Origin of the sequence: Allobosea sp. R86505, assembly GCF_042466375.1 — a bacterium.
Classification (GTDB): Bacteria; Pseudomonadota; Alphaproteobacteria; order Rhizobiales; family Beijerinckiaceae; genus Allobosea.
On the sequence record NZ_JAXHPY010000001.1, the window covers coordinates 498,213 to 515,172 of the forward strand.

Consider the following 16,960-nt stretch of genomic DNA (forward strand, 5'->3'; position numbering starts at 1 on the left):
CACATCGGCGCGAGGTCGCGCGGTCAGGCATCGGCGTCATTGGCCGCGTCACGGCTCCGGAACAGGCGCCAGAGCGATTTGCCGAGACGGCGCGAGGTGAGATGGGCGCCGGCCAGGCGCTTTTCCAGTGTGATCTTGCGATCGTGGAAATCTTCCAGCCCCGGCCGATGGCCGACGCTGATCAGCGTCGCCTCAGCCAGTTCGGCATCGAACAGCCCGAGAAGATGGTTCTGGCTGTCCTCGTCGAGCGCCGAGGTCGCCTCGTCCATGATGATGATGTCGGGCCTGCGGAGGACGAGCCGCACGAAAGCGACCCGTTGGCGTTCGCCGCCGGAGAGGGTGCGGTCCCACTTCTCCTCATCGTCGAGGCGGCGGGCCAGATAGCCCAGCCCGCAGCGCCGCAACGCGGCGACGACGACCTCGTCGGGAACCGGCTTGTCGGCCTCCGGATAGAGCAGGATCGTGCGCAGATCGCCCATCGGCAGATAAGGCTTCTGCGGCACGAAGGCGATCGACTTGCCGCACGGTACCGCGATGGAGCCCGAGCCCCAGGGCCAGAGGCCGGCGAGCGCGCGGATCAGCGTGCTCTTGCCGGTTCCGCTCTCGCCGACGATGAGCACCTTCTCGCCCAGCCCGATGACGATCGAGGCGTCGGTGATCACGGCCCGGCCGTTGCTGTGGGCGATCGAGAGCCGCTCGAGATGGATCGCGCCGTCGTTGCTCTCCTTCAGGGCGATGCGGGTCTCGTCCTCCATCACGGTGGCGACGTCGAGCCCCTCCAGCGCTTCCTGCAACTCATCGACGCGCGTGACCGAGGCGAACCATTCGGCCAGGCGCACGAAATTGTCGACGAACCAGATCAGCGCCGCCTGGACCGCGCTGAAGGCGGCCACCACCTGCATCACCGCCCCCAGGGAGACCTCTCCGGACAGATATTTCGGCGCGATCAGCAGCAGCGGAACGATCGGAAACAGCGCGCCATTGGTGTTCAGCACGATCGCGATCACCCCCTGCTGGCGGATCACCCGCAGCCAGGCGGCGACGACCCGCCCGTAATTGTCGCCGACCGAGCCGCGCTCGTCAGAGTCGCCGCGGATCAGCGCGATGCTTTCCGCATTCTCGCGCAGCCGAGTCATCTCGGCGCGAAACTGGGCTTCCGCCTCGTTCTTGGCGGCGATCCTCGCGACGAGCGGCCGCCCCGCAAAATAGGCCGCCAGCGAGGCGACCGCGGCGTAGCCGATCGCGGCCAGGGCCATGTAGCTCGGGATGACGATCTCCGTCCCGCCCAGGGTGAACCGCGCGGAGCCGGCGACATGCCACAGGATCGCGGCGAAGGTCGCCGCGGTGACGGCGGCGCTGATCAGCCCGATGGCGAACTCGACGAGAGGCTCGATGGCGAGCCTGACATCCTCGGCGATGCGGTATTCCGGCGCCGCCTGCTCCTTCGCGACGAATTGCAGCCGATAATAGCGCTGGTCGGCGATCCACCAGCCCGCCAGGCGCCGGGTCAGGTATTCGCGCCAGCGCATCTGCAGCAGCATGCGGCTGATGACCAGGGCCGACAGGGTCAGCGCCGACACCGCCACGAGCAGAGGCAGCCAGGCGGCGATCTGCCAGGCGGCGGCGCTGTCGCGCCTTTCGAGCGCATCGAAGAAAAAGCGGTTCCAGGCGTTGACCCCCACCGCCGTGGCGATCTGTGCAGCCACGAAAGACAGGACCAGGATCGTCAACACCCAGGCGCGGAGCTTCGTCTCACCGCTCCAGAACGGCAGCGCCGCGGCAAAGAAGCGGCGCATGCGCGACCGCCTGGGAAGGCGCGGCTGGTCTGCCATGAATCGACTTTCAGAAGCGGACGGAAAAGCTGCAGCGACGCCGTGGCCCACCCGCGTCGCGCCGGGCACGAGGCGGCTTTACCCAACGTTCGCGGACGAGGACGGTTCCCCCATCGGCCAGGATCTCCATCATCTGGTCATGACAAACGCGGGCGGCTTGCTATGGAGAATACGACGGTGTCGCCCCGGCACCCGCTCCGCAGCAGGGGAACTGACGGGATCATGACGGAGAGCGCCCCTTCGAACGGCCGGAACGGCGTGCCCTGCATGGCCTGTCCGTTGCGCGCAAAGCGTGCGTTCAAGGACAAGTCCGACGACGAGATCCGCTTCATCCAGTCGATGAAGATCGAGCATCGCCATCTGCCGGCCGGCGCCGACATCATCCATCCCGGCCAGGAGGATGCCGAACTCTACACGCTGTTCTCCGGCTGGGCTTTCCGCTACCAGCTCCTGCCCGACGGGCGGCGCCAGATCCTGAATTTCCTTCTGCCGGGCGATCTGGTGGGCCTGCAGGCTTCGCTGCTCAGCGCCGCCCAGCACGGCATCGAGGCGCTGACCGAGGTCGAGCTCTGCGTGTTCCCGCGCAAGCGCGTCTGGGACCTGTTCGTGCACATGCCGGCGATGGCCTATGAGGTCGCCTGGCTCGGCTCGCGCGAAGAGAGCCTGATCGACCAGAACCTGACCTCGGTCGGCCAGCGCAATGCCGGCGAACGCATCGCAGCGCTGGTGATCTCGCTCTACCGGCGGGCCGAGACCCTGGGCCTCGTCAGCGATGGCGGCTTCCGGTTTCCGCTCTCCCAGCAGCAGCTCGCCGATGCGCTGGGCCTGTCGCTGGTCCATACCAGCAAAACCTGGTCGCGGCTGCGCAAGGCCGGCCTCTTCGCCACCAGCGACGGGCGGCTGACGCTGCTGAACCCGCGCCTGACCTCGCGCATGGCCCTGCTCTACGAGCGGGAGGTGGCGCCGCGCCCCCTGATCTGAAACCGGAGGGCGGGGTTGCGCGCAGGAACGGCTGGAGGCGCAGACAGCCCGGAACTTGGCCGTGCTGGCGGCAGCCGGCGCGACAGGCGCGTGTCTGAAAGTTCTTGGCGCATCCATGCACTTGACCCCATATGTCGCAAAGGTCACGTTTCAGTCCCCCATGGTTGAGCCTTCGGTCCGACGTCAGAGGCTTCATGTCGCTTCCCTCCTCACGCCGCCCCCTGCAGGGGCCTTCGCTGGCAGCCCGGATCGGCCAGTCCCGCGTCGCGGCCCGGATCGAGGATGAGATGCGCGTGACGGCGGCCGATCTGGTCGACAGCGTGGCCCAGGCCCGGCTGAAGGTCGCCACCGTGCGCTACAAGGTTGAGGACGAGGTTCGCAGCCATACCGAGAAGCTTCGCTCGCGGGTCAGCGAGGCGCGCACCAAGCTCGGCGACGAGGCGCGCTTCATCAAGTCCTGGATCGACAACCCGGCCCGGACAGGTTCCGTCACGCCCTCGAGCCCGGCCCTGGCGCGGCGCATGGCATCCTTCGTCGATCCCGCCCGGCCGGGGCCGGTGATCGAGATCGGCCCCGGGACGGGGCCGGTCACCGAGGCCCTGATCGAACGCGGCATCGCCGAAGACCGGCTGGTCCTGGTCGAATACAGCCCCGATTTCTGCGCCCTGCTGCGGCGGCGCTTCCCGCGCGCCACCGTGATCGAAGGCGACGCTTATGCGCTTTCGAAGACGCTGGCGGGCCATCTGACCGAGAAGGCGATCGCCGTCGTTTCCAGCCTGCCCCTGTTCAATCAGCCGCCGGCCATGCGCAGCGCCCTGGCAAAGGAAGCGTTCACGCTCCTGGTCGAAGGCGCACCCTTCATCCAGTTCACCTATTCGGTGGTCTCGCCGGTGCCGCGCAAGGGTTCGGGGCTGAAGGCCTTCGTCTCCGACTGGGTGCTGCGGAACATTCCGCCGGCCCGAGTTTGGGTCTACCGCCAACCCGGCTGACCGGCGCTTTCGGCGCTGCGAAGCCGGGACCGGCGCCTCACCGCGGCCGAAACACACCCGTTGGTAACCCTTCCCTGCTAATGGCCGGCAAGCGATGGGGCGGCCCGCCCGGGCCGTCGCGAGGGGCCCTGGCACATGACTGGCGAGACACCCCGGTTCAGCCTGCCGCGCTGGCGCCTGACCCGCTGGCTGGCCGATACCGGCCCGGATGTGCCGATGGACATCCGGTACGCGCTCGTCGCCGGCCTGTTCGGGACCATGCCGATCTTCATCGCCGGCCTCTTCAACACCGTGACCGTTTCGCTGCTGATCGCGCTGCGAATTCCGACCTGGCCGTTCATCCTGTGGTGTGTCTTCGACATCCTGTGCTGCGCCGCACGGCTCGCGGTTCTGCTGATCGCCCGGCGTCGGGCCGCCCGACAGGAGCCGACACCCACCGACCTCTACATTTTGCTGGGCGTCGCCTGGGCCGCCGGCATCGGATTCGGGGCCTTCATCAGCCTGACCAGCGGCGACTGGGTCGCTGCGACCCTGGTCTGCCTCACCGCCACCGCCATGGTCGGCGGCACATGCTTCCGCAATTTCGGTGCGCCCCGCATGGCGGGGTTGATGATCGTTCTGACCTTGGGACCCTGCACCTTCGCGACGCCGTTCGTGGGCGAGCCGATCCTGCTGATCGGCTTCGTTCAGCTGCCCTTCTATATCTACAGCATGTCCCGGGCGGCCTTCGGCCTCAACACCATGCTCGTCGCGACCATGCAGGCGGAACGCGAACACGCCTTCCAGGCGAAGCACGACCTGCTCACCGGCCTGCCGAACCGCGTCGGGCTCAGCCAGGCGCTCGATGCCAGCCTGATGCGCTACGACGGATCACGCCCCCTGGCCCTGATCTATCTCGATCTGGACGGCTTCAAGACGGTCAACGACACCCATGGCCACAAGGCCGGCGACCGGCTCCTGCAGCTCGTCTCTGACCGTCTGCGCCGGCTGGTGCGGGCCGGCGATCTCGTCGCCCGGATCGGCGGCGACGAGTTCATCGTCCTGTCGGAACAGGTGGGCGGCGGCCCCCTGAAGCGGCTGGGAGACCGGCTCGTGCGCGAAATCTCGCAACCCTACCAGCTGGACGACGATGTCAGGGTCACGATCGGTGTCTCCGCCGGCATCGCCCGCGCGCCGGATCACGGCCTCGACCTCGAAAGCCTGATGAGTGCAGCCGATACGGCGCTCTACCAGGCCAAGTCCGCTGGCAAGTCGCGGTGCGTGATCGCTCCGCTGCCGCGCGAGCCGGCAGGTCGCCAGCCTACCGGGGCGGTGGCGCTGTCGATCGCGTCCTGAGGCCGCCCAGCAGCGAGGCGCTCGGGCTCTACTCGATCCCGCATTCGTCCGTCGCTGGCCGCAGTCGCCAGACGCGGTCATCGGGGCGCCCGGGGATAGGGACCGCGCCATCGGCGATCTCCTCCGCGTCATAAGGATTGGGGTTGGCGACGAGGTCGCCATTGCGAATGTCGAGCGTGCCCTGCGGGCCCCGCTCGAGCCGCCAGCTCCCCGCCTCCCATTCCGGGATGCAATGCAACGCCTGGCCCCGCGGCCGGCAGAAGCCTCCGAGCTGGTAATCGAAACCCGACCCGGCGGTTACCCGGCGGCGAAGATTGACATAAAGCGCCACATAGATGCCGCGAGAAGGCTCGGCCCGCCAGGTGCCGGGCAAGTGAACCAGGCGGATCCGGGCGACCTTCTGATGAGGATGGGCCGCGAGATGCGCCTCGTCATAGCGGCGCTCCCAGCAGGCGGCGCTCGAAAGGGGAAGTTCCTCTTCCAGCGGGCGGGCATCGGCCGAAGCGAGGCACAATCCCTGAGCCGCAATACACAGCATGACGCCGAGCCTCGCCTGCATAGCCCTCTCCCCGCGTTGTCGATCGCCGACTGATGATCAATGTAAGCGCGGCAGCGCGCAACGCTGCGCTGCGCTTGACCGGAGACCGCCGCTCGGGCTTGCTGCGCCCGCGGGTGGAGGACGAACAGCGTGACGGATCTGGCGCGGCTCGTCGTCGACATCGCCGACGAGATGGCGATGCAGACCGAGCGCGGCGAGGTCGCGACCTATATCGCGCCGCTCGCCGCCATCGACCCCCGGCGCTTCGGCCTCTGCGTCGTGACGGCGGACGGCGCCGTCCACATGGCCGGCGATGCGCTCGAGCCGTTCTCGATCCAGAGCATTTCGAAGGTCTTCGCGCTGACGCTCGCGCTGGGCAAAGTCGGCGAGGCCCTCTGGCAGCGGGTCGGGCGGGAGCCTTCGGGCACGTCGTTCAATTCGATCGTCCAGCTCGAACGCGAGCAGGGCATTCCGCGCAACCCCTTCATCAACGCGGGCGCCCTCGTCGTCGCCGACGTGAACCTGGCCGGGCATGCGCCCCGCCTCGCGCTCGGCGAATTGCTGCGTTTCGTCCGACATGTCGCCGACGACGAGACCATCGCGATCGACGAGGCCGTCGCCCGCGCCGAACAGGCGACCGGCTTCCGCAACATCGCGCTCGCCAGCTACATGAAGGCCTTCGGCAATATCCGCCATGCGCCGGATCTGACGCTGGGCGTCTATTTCCACCAATGCGCCATCGCCATGAGCTGCCTGCAGCTCGCCAAGGCCGGGCGCTATCTGATGCAGGGCGGCCTGCTGGAGCGGGGTGGCATGCGCGTGGTGCCGGCCCGTCGCGCCCGGCGGATCAATGCGCTGATGCTGACCTGTGGCCATTACGACGCCTCCGGTGACTTCGCCTTCCGGGTCGGGCTGCCGGGCAAGTCGGGCGTGGGGGGCGGCATCCTGGCCGTCGCGCCCGGCCGGGCCTCGATCGCCGTCTGGTCGCCGGGCCTCAACGCCAACGGCAATTCGCAGCTAGGAACGCTGGCCCTGGAGCGTCTCGCCGAGGCCACCGGCTGGTCCGTCTTCGGAGCCGGCTGACACGAGGAGGCGGAATACTTCCGCAAGGTTACCCAAACCTTTGCTCAGCCAAGACAATCTTAATCATTATGGCGCAAGCTCGGGGTCAGGATGTTCGGCGAAAGGGTGGCGAGTAGCCCGCACCCTGCCGCAGCGACCAGGATGGTACCCGTGCAGCTGTTTCCCGCCTCGATCAAGAATTACCTCGTCGCCATCATGGCCTGCCTTTGCATGTCCGCCTTCAGCGCTCTTGAGACAGTTTAGGGGTTTTCGGGAAGGGAGGATTTCTGGATCATCGCAGCCATTCAGGAGCGCAGATGAGACAGAAATCGGGGCCGGAGAAAGCACCGGCAGAGCAAGTCGTGAAGGATATTCGCCGAGCGACGCGGCGGCAGTTCTCGGCCGAAGAGAAGATCCGCATCGTGCTGGAGGGCGTGCGCGGCGAGGAGAGCATCGCGGAGCTGTGCCGGCGCGAGGGGATCGCCTCGTCGATGTATTACGGCTGGTCGAAGGAGTTCCTCGACGCCGGCAAGCGCCGTCTCGCCGGTGACACGGCCCGCGCCGCGACGTCAGACGAGGTGAAGGAACTGCGTCGCGAGGCGCAGGCCCTGAAGGAGGCTGTGGCCGATCTGACCCTGGAAAACCGCCTGCTTAAAAAAAGCATGCTCGCGGATGGGGAGGACGACATATGAGGTATCCCGCCTCCGAGAAGGCCGAGATCATCCGCCTGGTCGAGGGATCGCACCTGCCGGCGCGTCGCACCTTGGACAAGCTCGGCATCCCGCGCGCCACGTTCTATCGCTGGTACGATCGCTATCTCACCGGCGGGATCGAGGCGCTTGCCGATCATCGCTCGCGGTCGGATCGTGTCTGGAACCGGATTCCCGACCCGATCCGGGCCGAGATCATCGACCTGGCGCTGCGCGAAACGGAGCTGAGCCCACGCGAGCTGGCGGTGCGCTTCACCGACGAAAAACACTACTTTGTCTCGGAAGCATCGGTGTACCGGCTGCTGAAGGCGCATGATCTGATCACCAGCCCGGCTTACATCGTCATCAAGGCGGCGTCCGAGTTCAAGGACAAGACGACGGCGCCCAACCAGCTCTGGCAGACCGACTTCACCTACCTGAAGATCACGGGCTGGGGCTGGTATTATCTCTCGACAGTGCTCGACGACTTCTCCCGCTTCATCGTCGCCTGGAAGCTCTGCGCCACGATGCGGGCTGACGACGTCACCGCCACGCTCGATCTGGCTCTGGCGGCATCGGGGCTCGACCAGATCACGGTCGCTCATCGACCCAGGCTGTTGAGCGACAACGGCAGTTCCTACATCTCGGCCGACCTCGCCACCTGGCTCGACGGCAAGGGCATGAAACACGTTCGCGGCGCGCCCTATCACCCTCAGACACAGGGCAAGATCGAGCGCTGGCACCAGACCCTGAAGAACCGCATCCTGCTGGAAAACTACTATCTGCCCGGCGATCTCGAACGGCAGGTTGCCGCCTTCGTCGAGCATTACAACCATGCCCGCTACCACGAGAGCCTCGGCAACCTCACCCCGGCCGACGTCTACTTCGGCCGCGGGCAGGCCATCCTCACCGAACGCGAAAGGATCAAGCGCCAGACAATCCAGCGCAGACGCTTGCAGCATCAGCTGCAGGCCGCATAACCTCAAACCCAGATGAGCCAGAACCTCCGTTCCTGAGACGCCGCAACAGTCTCAAATCATCTGACGACGGACAGTCGAGAGGTGGCTTTGTCGATCTCATCGACCAGCACGATGGGATTGGCCTGTCGGAAGCGCGCTACTGCCATGAAGGGCCGGCACGGTTCGCTCGTGCTCCACCGCCGCTCGGTGCCGCTAAAGCCCGAGCTAAAGTCGTTTGCGCCGTCGACCCGCATGAGGCCGATTTTGAGCTGATCCGCGAGAGTTCGGACGAACGTGCTTTTCCCCGACCCTGGAGGGCCCACAAGCAAGATTGGCGAGAAGTGGACAAATCGCTTGGTCGTCAGATCTGTGAGAACCCGGGTGGCCGCATGTTCGGCATATGGGAATTTGCTGATCAACGATTGTCGAACAGGCGCCAGCGCAGGCACCTTAATGAGTGGGAACATCGCGCCGATCGCGTCGACGAACGGTTTGACGGCATCCTTGCCCGCCTTGGAGCCTGTAATGGCGGGACACACCATCACTGCGTCGGCTCGTTGAGGCCCTTCTACTTTCGATAGCCGACCGCTCTGATTGGCAACCACCGGCGTGATCAGGGAGCTCGGTATGGAGGCCTTGTCATTGAGGTTCCTCATCAACCCGGGGGACGACCCTAGCTGACGCGCCAATTCGGCAAGCGATCGACAATTGTTCTCCCGCGCGGTGTTTCCTGCGGCCAACATAGACATGCCGATGGCCAGCTCGGTTGTTTCACTCTCTATCTCGCCAAGGATTCTTCGGACCTTGTCGATCAGGTCATCGGCGCCCTGTTGATCAAGCACCACCTCAGGGGAGAGGTTGTCGAAAATTGTCTCCGGAAGCGGGCGCCACTCCTCGATGCGGACCGCGTTTCGGAGTTCCGCGAGTTGGCCAACGCTGTGCCACAAGCGATTGGTCAGGCGGGAAGCCAATAGCAGTTCATTGGCTGCGGCTGTCATGAGCACCATGCAGTCGGCCAGCTCGCTTGCTGCCGGACTTTTTGCTGCAAGTTTGTCCAGTCCCCGTACCAGCCTGCTCGTGTGACGGTGAGCGTTCTGCATGTCCGGCCACGGACGAGCCAATGAAGTCCGCCCGGTCGCTGATTTTACCCACACCCGGGCTTGGGGAAGGAAGGCAGGCCGAAACCGTACGATGTCCTCCGCAATGGCAGCGGGCTCAAGCGATGTCGCGACCGAGGGATTCAAACCGATGCGCACGATGCGGGGGCACGCCATCAGGATAGTTGCTCTCAAGCTATTGGAGCGCATTGCCGCACCCCCCGTCTGTAACGCCCACGTTGCCGCCATCGGCACGTTCGGGCCGCCAGCGATTCCAATCATCGAGCAGCTGTGAAGAGGCGGGATCTCGCTTCAAAGCGAACATCATCAGTACGCGCGCGGTTGGATCGCCCTGGAGCGCGTGCAGAAGCACGAGCGACATGCTGACATCGATCGCAACCTGCGACGCAGCTGGCTTCATGAGCAGCTTGAGAGCCTGGCCGATCACCTGCGATGGAGAGCCAGGGGCGTCCTCAGCATGAAGGTCCACCGGACCTATGGGCCTGAAGATTTGCACCATGTCGTTGAGGCCCGTGGCTATCCCGGCTTCGACGCAGTTGATGGGCGAAAGTGTTCGCCACGCCATCAAGTTTGTTGCCAGCCGAACCTCGTAGCGTCGATTGCGAGAATTCGTGTCAGTAACAGATCGAATTGGCATACGGCCTCCGACGTTCGAACGGATGGAGCGGCGAACTGTGCGTTCAACCTCACTGAACCGGACTGGATTTTGTTGGGTCGACAGGTCGGCCCAGTCGGTACCAGCGCGAGAGTGTTCTGGCCCAGGTTTGACCGTCACTCGCGTAGACCTGCGAGGTCATGATGAGATTCTTGATAGACGGATGCCCAGCTACGAACCCGGCGAGCACGGAAACTTGGTGAGGAACTCTAGACCACCCAGTCAGTACCGGAGCGGACAGTAGATCCTGCTGGCTTGGGGCGACGCCTTCCTCTATCGCCTCGATATCGTCAGCGAGTTCCCGCAAACGGTCGCCAATGCCCCGCTCATCGAACTTGATGCCCGATTGGTCCGGGTCATCGGTCAAGGCGATTGCTAGCTGAACTGCTAACCGGCGAAGCCGCGGCAAATCGTGGAAGTCTAGGAGCGCGTCCGTTTCCCTGCGATTCAGCGCGGGAACCGCCGCTGAAAGCACTCTGGCATCCGTATGCCGGAATGCCTCCGCAGCTTTCTCAATAGCTACGCTGTGGTCGGCGTGCCCCCAACGCAGGACCGAGATCGCGCGAGGTATGGATTGGATGGCTGCAATAGCCATCATTTCATGAGCGCGCGTGGCCTCAACGACGATGACACACGTTACACCCTTGGTCAGAAGCCAACTGAGGTTCGCGACATGGGTCACGATGACGACGTGTTGGTGTTCTCGAAGCGCGGATCGCACCGCGGGTTCAAGATCACATCCTCTCTCGACCTGTTGGATGGAGTTTGCGATCCTTTGTGCGGTCAAGAACGGCGAGTCGGATCCATCGCCGACGCTGAGAACCGTGGCCGGCTGGCTCAGGGCCGAGAACCCAGTCGCTGCGAGCAGCGCCGCGTAAGTAGGGGCAGACATGCCATCGGTACCCAAGAAGGCAACAAGCATCGAACCTCCGGAAGTCTCTGGAGTGCCTGGTGACGCATCGAGGCTCCTCGTTGGCCAAGGCACCAGACCGTCTGCTGAATTATTTTGGAATTATAGCAGTAGCATCAAAATTTTTCACCTAGGAAACGGTCCCCGCACTTCCGTCCTGGCCTCTGGGCTGGTTCCAATGCCGCCCGAAGCCGATATGCCAGGCTTCTTGGCACAGGCCGCTCGCATGCTCCTCGGGGTGTCGCAGGCTTGGCTCTGGGAAAAATCCGGCGTATCCCGAAAGACCATCAACGATTTTGAAAACGGCTACCGTCAGCCAAAAATTGCCCTAAAATTCGCCATAAGAGCCGAATTGGAGCGCGCAGGCGCACATTTCGTTTTCGGAGAAGGAACGATCGGAGTCGTCGTTTACGAGGCCAATGGCGCTGATGAACCGGCGGGCGCAGGCGCTTCCATCGGCGTCGACGCAAATGGCTCAAATTAACCATAAGCGAAAACGGCTGATGCATTTTCTGATATCAGATGTATAATTTTTTCGTTGCCTCAGAAGTGCCCTGGCTTGTAAGGCCAGCTTGTGGGGCTGCTGATGAAATCGATTATTCGGCCACATCTCCGCCCGAGCGTGTGGGCAACCTGCTGCTCTCCTGAATAGCAAACACGCTTGCTTCGGCCTGACGCCACATGGGTGACGGTATAGGCGCGAAGCAGCCCTATAGCCGGGCGGATGGCGCATGGCGCCTCCACCGGAGCGCGCCTTCGCATGTCCCTACTAGGCTACCCCAACGCATGTGTGCGGGCTTCTCGTCCATAGAGTTTCCAGCTGGAGGTTCCAGTGTCAGCAGGCCCGAGCGAATTCGCTGAGCAGCCAGTCGTCGCGAATCCACAGAAGCGCCGACGTGGTCGTCCTCGCAAGATACCGTCCACTGTCACCAAGCTGTCTGGACGGCCGGCCGGTCACCGGGGCGCTCCCCGCAACGACACCGATTTCGAATCCAGCGTGATCATCGATGCCGAATTCGATGATCTGTCGTGCGCGGTGGCCGTCCTGCTTCGGTGTTCAAATCAGGCCTGAAGCGTCGGGGACTTTGCGGATTTTGCACGTCACATCGGCCGATTCCGGCGGAGATAATCCCATGAAGCTTTGGATCTTGTCTGACCTCCACGCCGACCATGGGGAGGCTTTGCCGACACCTCCCGAGGGCGCAGACATTGCAGTTGTGGCCGGCGATGTCGTGTCAGACCGGTGGCTGATCGAGACGGCGCAAAGGCTTCCGCTCGTCTTCGTTGCTGGAAATCACGAGTTTTACCGTTACGGTCACGCGGAACGCCTAGCTCAACTAAAGGCCCTCGAAGGCGTCCAAGTTTTAGAGAACGCGTCGATCCAGATTGGCGAAATTCGCTTCATCGGGGCGACGCTCTGGACGAGCTACGATCGAAATCCGCTTGCGATGGATGTCGCGAGGCGCAGCATGAATGACCATCGCCTGATCAAATGGCGGAAAGATCCGTGGGAACGGTTTGAGCCAAAACATGCCGCCAAACTGCACGCAGGGAGCAGGGCCTTCATCGAAAGCGCTCTAGCCCAACCCCATCCAGGACCAACAGTAGTCCTTACCCATCACGCACCGCACCCTGGCAGCATCCATCCCCGTTACGAAGGTCAGCTTCTGAACCATGCCTATTTCAGCAATCTTGAATCCGTGATTGTCTCGGGGCGCCCCGCGCTATGGGTTCATGGCCACGTTCACAACTGCTTCGACTATAAAATATCTGACACCCGCATTGTCTGTAATCCGCGCGGATACCCTGGCGAGAACCCGCTGTTTGCGAGCGCGCTCCTCATCGAAATCTAAGATTGATAGCGCGCAACTTTACATGAGGACGTTGATTTGGTGATCGTGCGTAGATTCCGACGCTGTCGGCCAACGGGATTGATGCTGTACCCATCTGGCTCATGAGAGCCGCTGAACTGGCTGATCTGCTGCACACGCTTTTGCTTTTTGAATCCCGCTTGCGGGTCATTCCGGCAAATGGCGCAGGCGTGCCGATTTGGGCGTTCCGGTGTCCAGAGAGGGTCTGCCATGCTTTTAGCTGCATCTGCGTTGAAGAATTTCACGGTCGAGGCGCAAGACGGCACGATGGGGACTGTCAAGGACCTGCTCTTCGATGACAGGACTTGGCAGATCCGATGGCTTGTCATCGACACCGGGGGCTGGCTGACCGAGCGCAAGGTTCTCGTCCACCCGTCGACGATCGGTCCCATCGATTACGGACGACAGACGGTTCAGGTCGCTCTGACGAAGCTGAGGGTTCAGCAAAGCCCGAGCCTGAGTACGGATCTGCCCGTCTCGCGCCAGCACGAAACGGACCTCTACAGCTATTACGACTGGAGCCCGGTCTGGGGCGGCGCCCTCTATGGCCCGGAGATCGCGGGCGCAGGCTTCGGACCGCCTCGCTTCTTCGGAAACAAGGAGCTCTATGACGATCTCGGCCTGGGCAATCACGGCGACAGCGGCGACCCTCATCTGCGCAGCATCGCCGAAATCCATGGCTATCATGTCGAGGCCACCGACGGCGACATCGGCCATGTCGACAACCTGATGATCGACCACGGCAGCTGGGGCATCCGCTATCTCGTGCTGAACACCAGCAACTGGTGGATGGGCAAGCAGGTCCTGATGTCGCCTTATGCGGTGACCGACATCAGCTGGTCTCAGGAGAAGGTCTATCTCGACGTCACGCGCGAGCGCGTCAAAGCGAGCCCGACCTGGGACCCTGCGGCCATCGTCAGCGAGATCTACGAGAAGCGTCTGCACAGCCATTACGGCTGGAGCGGCTACGGCTGGTGATGGTTTTCCCCGTCGCCAGCCCCTGCGCCCGGTGGCGTCCGTGCCGGCGGGTATCGGCATGCCCCCGGCTCGGCTTGGCGGCCGGAGGGTCTACAGTTGGGCGCCGATACGATGGCAGATGACCCCTACACCCTTCTCGGTGTCGCCCGCGACGCGTCTGACAAGCAGATCCGCAGCGCCTATCTGAAGCTCGCCAAGACCAGCCATCCCGATCTCAACCCCGGCGACCGCTCGGCCGAGGAGCGTTTCAAGGCGATCAACGCCGCCAACGACCTGCTCTTCGACAAGGACCGGCGCGCCCGTTTCGACCGCGGCGAGATCGATAGCGCCGGCCACGAACAGGCGCGGCCGGGCCCGCCACCGGGACAGCGCTCCTACAGGGACCAGGCGGAAGGCGCGGCAGGCGCGCGCTACCGGGCTGGCTTCGGCGCGGACGACGATCTGGGCGACATTTTTTCGGAGATGTTCGGGGGCCGCGCCGGATCTGCCGGACGACGTCACGGTGCCGACCGGCGCTATATGCTTGCCGTGCCCTTCCTCGACGCCATCCGAGGGACGACGCAGCGCCTGACGCTGCCAGAAGGCGGCAGCCTCGACGTCAAGATCCCGCCTGGGCTGGAGAGCGGACAGATCCTTCGTCTGCGCGGTAAGGGCGGCGCCGGGGAGCCGCCCGGCGATGCGCTGATCGAGGTCGAGGTCGGGCTTCACCCCTTATTTCGCCGCGAGGGTCGCGACATCCATCTCGACCTGCCGATCACGATCCGCGAGGCCGTGCTTGGCGGCACCGTCATGGTGTCGACGGTCAGCGGGCCCGTGGCGATGACCTTGCCCCCAGGATCCGATTCCGGAACCAAGTTGCGCCTGAAAGGCAAGGGCGTGCCGGCCAGCGGCAGTCAGACTGCCGGAGACGCCTTCCCGCATCTGCGCATCGTGGTGGGGCCGCCAGACGAGGCGCTCGCGACTTTTCTGCGGGCTCGCACCGACGGCGCCCCAGGCTGGGATCCCCGAGCAGCGCAGGAGGCCATGTCATGATCACGTTCGACGTGCTGATCACGACCATGCCCGAGTTCCAGCGCAGCGATGTGGAGCGCTGGATCGCCAGCGACCTGGTCCGGCCAGTGAGGCGATCCGAGGACTGGCTATTCGATGATATTGACGTCGCCCGCATGCGGCTGATCCGAGATCTGCGCTTCGATCTCAGGCTGGATGAGCACGCGCTCCCGTTCGTGCTTCACCTGCTTGACCAGCTGTATGATGCCCGCCGGAGCCTGCACCGCGTGCGCCATGCTCTCGATAACGATGTCCCAGAGGACATCCGGGCTGCGATGCTGATGGCTTTGAGGACATGCCGGTAATCCTGACAGTCGCATGGCTCAGTACCCGCGCCGTTATAGCAAGGCTTGGAGGCGATCGAACGGCGATGCCGCGACGTGTCATCGCGGCTTGGCTTCCGTTTTCCGGATGACGACCGAGTCGGTCGCTTCGTCCATCTTGACAGGGAAATCCGGCGATCATTTCCTTGCAGAACTGACCCCAACAGCAGGGATGGAGCAGCCTTACAGGTCAGCTCGCTTTCGCTTTTGTTCCGCTGGCGCACAACTGTCGAATCTTGTTGGACGTGCGCAGTAAACAGTTCGGGAAACACAATATGTCATTGTCCAGATCTAAGTCTTATGATGCAAAGACGTTTGCAGCCGGTTGGATTGCGCGTAACATCGATGTCGGGGTGTTCTCTTGGGATGATGGACCCGGTTACGAAAGAGCGATGGACCATTTCAGAACCGAAGCTGCGCAGGCTGGGTTGAGTGAAGTGGTTCTGGAAGACGGGCTGGGCCCGGTCCCTGCGTTCATTGCCAAAGCCTATGCGGCTGCCGTTGAAAAATGGCTTGCAGATCAAAAACGCCGTCCGCCGGACGCTTCAGCCAGCGTATGATTGGGCTTGGCGCTTCCAGCCACAGATCAACACGATCCTGCTGACCCAATCGATTTAACCCGGATGAACTGGAACTAGGTCCGAACTGGAATGACGCCGCAATGCCTGATGGCATGCGGCGGTTCGATCCGACGGGTCGGCCATTGGCAGGTCCCGTCCGAGGCTTGCGTCAGCAGCCCCAGACGCCGCAGTTGCCGCGCAGATAAGGCTGTGGGCTGCCATAATAGGCCGGGCCGTAGCCGTAGCCCCCGGTGCCGTAATAGGCCGACCCTCCATAATAGCCGCGCCGGTCGTAGCGGGACGAGCGTTCCTCGGCGACGATGGCCACGCCGACCAACCCGGCCGTCGCGCCCGCGACGAGTGCGCCGGCGGCGGCATCGGCCTGGCGGCGCTCCTGACGATAATGGGACGTGACGCAGGCCCGGAAGGCCTTGGTGCCCGGCCGCAGGCCCGATTCACTGCAGATCTCCTGCGCGGTCTGGCGCGACTGCTCCAGGGTCTCGCAGCCCGCGAGGCCTGTTGCCAGCAGTGTGGCGGCGGCGATGAAGCGCATGGTGTCGCCCTCGATAAGGGCCCGTTCTCAAGACGACAGGCCGATGTCCGGGGACGGTGAGGGGCGGCACGGTCGACGCCAGCGTCGGAAACTACGCAGTCGGGGGCGGGCCCGTCCGCCTTCGGATGCAGCCGCGGTCGAGCCTTCGCTGTCGGGTCGCTCAGGTCGCCGCCAGGGCCAGCCGGGCGAGGGCGGCGAGGGATTTCGACGCCGTCTTGTGCATGATCGAGGCGCGGTGGTTCTCGACCGTGCGCTGGCTGATGCCGAGATCCGCCGCGATGTTCTTGTTGGGATGCCCGCCTCGACACGACCACTATGCCGCGATGCGTCTTCTCGGCGATCAGCTTCAAGGCTAGGGCGTTCATCGTGGCGGTCAGGCCGACGTGCAGTTCGCTGATCTCGCCCTCTGACAAGGTGAAGATCTGCACGCCCGCGAACTGCAGTCGCTTGAAAAGAGTCGCGGTGTCGGCTTGGTCCCGGCTCACCCGGTCGAGGCCCTCCGCTAGGACGAGGTCGAAACCACCCTCCAGGGCAGTTGCCGCCGACAATCTCAAACC

At 64.1% G+C, this 16,960-nt stretch carries 17 protein-coding genes and 2 pseudogenes; 11 read left to right on the forward strand and 8 right to left on the reverse strand.

Annotation, left to right across the window (positions count from 1 at the left end; genetic code table 11):
- Window positions 1-23 precede the first annotated feature (23 nt).
- Window positions 24-1,796 (reverse strand): ABC transporter ATP-binding protein/permease, encoded by a 1,773-nt coding sequence (locus tag SJY11_RS02415; protein WP_376984872.1) that lies wholly within the window; start codon window positions 1,794-1,796, stop codon window positions 24-26.
- Window positions 1,797-2,054: 258 nt separating this feature from the next.
- Here SJY11_RS02415 and SJY11_RS02420 point away from each other — a divergent pair, with 258 nt between their 5' ends.
- The 3 genes from SJY11_RS02420 to SJY11_RS02430 all read left to right on the forward strand — a co-directional run bounded on the left by SJY11_RS02420 (window position 2,055) and on the right by SJY11_RS02430 (window position 5,137).
- Window positions 2,055-2,813 (forward strand): Crp/Fnr family transcriptional regulator, encoded by a 759-nt coding sequence (locus SJY11_RS02420; RefSeq protein WP_376984873.1) that lies wholly within the window; start codon window positions 2,055-2,057, stop codon window positions 2,811-2,813.
- A 194-nt stretch (window positions 2,814-3,007) separates the two neighbouring features.
- Window positions 3,008-3,802 carry a class I SAM-dependent methyltransferase gene (locus tag SJY11_RS02425; RefSeq protein ID WP_326912450.1) on the forward strand — a complete coding sequence of 265 codons (795 nt, stop codon included), beginning with the start codon at window positions 3,008-3,010 and terminating at the stop codon, window positions 3,800-3,802.
- Window positions 3,803-3,937: 135 nt separating this feature from the next.
- Window positions 3,938-5,137, forward strand: a complete 1,200-nt coding sequence (locus SJY11_RS02430) for a diguanylate cyclase domain-containing protein (RefSeq protein WP_376984874.1) — start codon at window positions 3,938-3,940, stop codon at window positions 5,135-5,137.
- Between the two features lie 28 nt (window positions 5,138-5,165).
- Here the strand turns inward: SJY11_RS02430 and SJY11_RS02435 are convergent, their stop codons facing one another.
- Window positions 5,166-5,696, reverse strand: a complete 531-nt coding sequence (locus SJY11_RS02435) for a hypothetical protein (RefSeq protein WP_376984875.1) — start codon at window positions 5,694-5,696, stop codon at window positions 5,166-5,168.
- A 129-nt stretch (window positions 5,697-5,825) separates the two neighbouring features.
- Here SJY11_RS02435 and SJY11_RS02440 point away from each other — a divergent pair, with 129 nt between their 5' ends.
- Window positions 5,826-6,758, forward strand: coding sequence for a glutaminase (locus tag SJY11_RS02440; protein ID WP_326912453.1), 933 nt, complete (start codon window positions 5,826-5,828; stop codon window positions 6,756-6,758).
- A 296-nt stretch (window positions 6,759-7,054) separates the two neighbouring features.
- A protein-coding gene (locus SJY11_RS02445; protein ID WP_376984341.1) for an IS3-like element ISMex37 family transposase occupies window positions 7,055-8,406 on the forward strand; the annotation gives its coding sequence in 2 pieces (ribosomal slippage) (window positions 7,055-7,391 and window positions 7,391-8,406; 1,353 coding nt in all).
- 56 nt (window positions 8,407-8,462) lie between these two features.
- Here the strand turns inward: SJY11_RS02445 and SJY11_RS02450 are convergent.
- The 3 genes from SJY11_RS02450 to SJY11_RS02460 all read right to left on the reverse strand — a co-directional run bounded on the left by SJY11_RS02450 (window position 8,463) and on the right by SJY11_RS02460 (window position 11,080).
- A complete protein-coding gene (locus SJY11_RS02450) occupies window positions 8,463-9,659 on the reverse strand; it encodes an AAA family ATPase (protein WP_376984876.1) in 1,197 nt (398 codons plus the stop codon).
- 19 nt (window positions 9,660-9,678) lie between these two features.
- Entirely contained in the window at window positions 9,679-10,068 is a 390-nt protein-coding gene (locus tag SJY11_RS02455) for a hypothetical protein (protein ID WP_376984877.1), read from the reverse strand.
- Window positions 10,069-10,189: 121 nt separating this feature from the next.
- Window positions 10,190-11,080, reverse strand: a complete 891-nt coding sequence (locus tag SJY11_RS02460) for a DUF6634 family protein (RefSeq protein ID WP_376984878.1) — start codon at window positions 11,078-11,080, stop codon at window positions 10,190-10,192.
- A 166-nt stretch (window positions 11,081-11,246) separates the two neighbouring features.
- Between SJY11_RS02460 and SJY11_RS02465 the strand changes: the two genes are divergently transcribed.
- From SJY11_RS02465 to SJY11_RS02490, 6 genes are all read left to right on the forward strand, one after another.
- On the forward strand, window positions 11,247-11,552 hold the full coding sequence (locus SJY11_RS02465) for a helix-turn-helix transcriptional regulator (protein WP_376984879.1): 306 nt from the start codon (window positions 11,247-11,249) through the stop codon (window positions 11,550-11,552).
- Between the two features lie 649 nt (window positions 11,553-12,201).
- Window positions 12,202-12,921 carry a metallophosphoesterase gene (locus tag SJY11_RS02470; protein WP_376984880.1) on the forward strand — a complete coding sequence of 240 codons (720 nt, stop codon included), beginning with the start codon at window positions 12,202-12,204 and terminating at the stop codon, window positions 12,919-12,921.
- A 228-nt stretch (window positions 12,922-13,149) separates the two neighbouring features.
- Window positions 13,150-13,917: a PRC-barrel domain-containing protein gene (locus SJY11_RS02475; protein ID WP_376984881.1), complete on the forward strand. Its 768-nt coding sequence runs from the start codon at window positions 13,150-13,152 to the stop codon at window positions 13,915-13,917.
- Window positions 13,918-14,028: 111 nt separating this feature from the next.
- Window positions 14,029-14,949, forward strand: a complete 921-nt coding sequence (locus SJY11_RS02480; protein WP_376984882.1) for a DnaJ C-terminal domain-containing protein — start codon at window positions 14,029-14,031, stop codon at window positions 14,947-14,949.
- On the forward strand, window positions 14,946-15,272 hold the full coding sequence (locus SJY11_RS02485) for a chaperone modulator CbpM (protein ID WP_376984883.1): 327 nt from the start codon (window positions 14,946-14,948) through the stop codon (window positions 15,270-15,272). Before SJY11_RS02480 ends, SJY11_RS02485 begins: the two co-directional genes overlap by 4 nt.
- A 293-nt stretch (window positions 15,273-15,565) precedes the next feature.
- On the forward strand, window positions 15,566-15,850 hold the full coding sequence (locus tag SJY11_RS02490) for a hypothetical protein (RefSeq protein ID WP_376984884.1): 285 nt from the start codon (window positions 15,566-15,568) through the stop codon (window positions 15,848-15,850).
- Between the two features lie 169 nt (window positions 15,851-16,019).
- Here the strand turns inward: SJY11_RS02490 and SJY11_RS02495 are convergent, their stop codons facing one another.
- The 3 genes and pseudogenes from SJY11_RS02495 to SJY11_RS02505 all read right to left on the reverse strand — a co-directional run.
- Window positions 16,020-16,403 (reverse strand): hypothetical protein, encoded by a 384-nt coding sequence (locus SJY11_RS02495; RefSeq protein WP_376989415.1) that lies wholly within the window; start codon window positions 16,401-16,403, stop codon window positions 16,020-16,022.
- Window positions 16,404-16,563: 160 nt separating this feature from the next.
- Window positions 16,564-16,701: pseudogene (locus SJY11_RS02500) on the reverse strand (LuxR C-terminal-related transcriptional regulator); the annotation flags it as partial.
- Between the two features lie 73 nt (window positions 16,702-16,774).
- Window positions 16,775-16,888, reverse strand: a pseudogene (locus SJY11_RS02505) (hypothetical protein); the annotation flags it as partial.
- Between the last annotated feature and the right edge of the window lie 72 nt (window positions 16,889-16,960).

Coding starts and splice junctions, on each gene's coding strand:
- SJY11_RS02420 (WP_376984873.1), top strand. CDS start 2,055: ATGACGGAGAGCGCCCCTTCGAACGGCCGGAACGGCGTGCCCTGCATG.
- SJY11_RS02435 (WP_376984875.1), bottom strand. CDS start 5,696: ATGCAGGCGAGGCTCGGCGTCATGCTGTGTATTGCGGCTCAGGGATTG.
- SJY11_RS02430 (WP_376984874.1), top strand. CDS start 3,938: ATGACTGGCGAGACACCCCGGTTCAGCCTGCCGCGCTGGCGCCTGACC.
- SJY11_RS02455 (WP_376984877.1), bottom strand. CDS start 10,068: ATGGCGTGGCGAACACTTTCGCCCATCAACTGCGTCGAAGCCGGGATA.
- SJY11_RS02485 (WP_376984883.1), top strand. CDS start 14,946: ATGATCACGTTCGACGTGCTGATCACGACCATGCCCGAGTTCCAGCGC.
- SJY11_RS02450 (WP_376984876.1), bottom strand. CDS start 9,659: ATGGCGTGCCCCCGCATCGTGCGCATCGGTTTGAATCCCTCGGTCGCG.
- SJY11_RS02465 (WP_376984879.1), top strand. CDS start 11,247: ATGCCGCCCGAAGCCGATATGCCAGGCTTCTTGGCACAGGCCGCTCGC.
- SJY11_RS02480 (WP_376984882.1), top strand. CDS start 14,029: ATGGCAGATGACCCCTACACCCTTCTCGGTGTCGCCCGCGACGCGTCT.
- SJY11_RS02460 (WP_376984878.1), bottom strand. CDS start 11,080: ATGCTTGTTGCCTTCTTGGGTACCGATGGCATGTCTGCCCCTACTTAC.
- SJY11_RS02415 (WP_376984872.1), bottom strand. CDS start 1,796: ATGCGCCGCTTCTTTGCCGCGGCGCTGCCGTTCTGGAGCGGTGAGACG.
- SJY11_RS02495 (WP_376989415.1), bottom strand. CDS start 16,403: ATGCGCTTCATCGCCGCCGCCACACTGCTGGCAACAGGCCTCGCGGGC.
- SJY11_RS02470 (WP_376984880.1), top strand. CDS start 12,202: ATGAAGCTTTGGATCTTGTCTGACCTCCACGCCGACCATGGGGAGGCT.
- SJY11_RS02425 (WP_326912450.1), top strand. CDS start 3,008: ATGTCGCTTCCCTCCTCACGCCGCCCCCTGCAGGGGCCTTCGCTGGCA.
- SJY11_RS02475 (WP_376984881.1), top strand. CDS start 13,150: ATGCTTTTAGCTGCATCTGCGTTGAAGAATTTCACGGTCGAGGCGCAA.
- SJY11_RS02490 (WP_376984884.1), top strand. CDS start 15,566: ATGTCATTGTCCAGATCTAAGTCTTATGATGCAAAGACGTTTGCAGCC.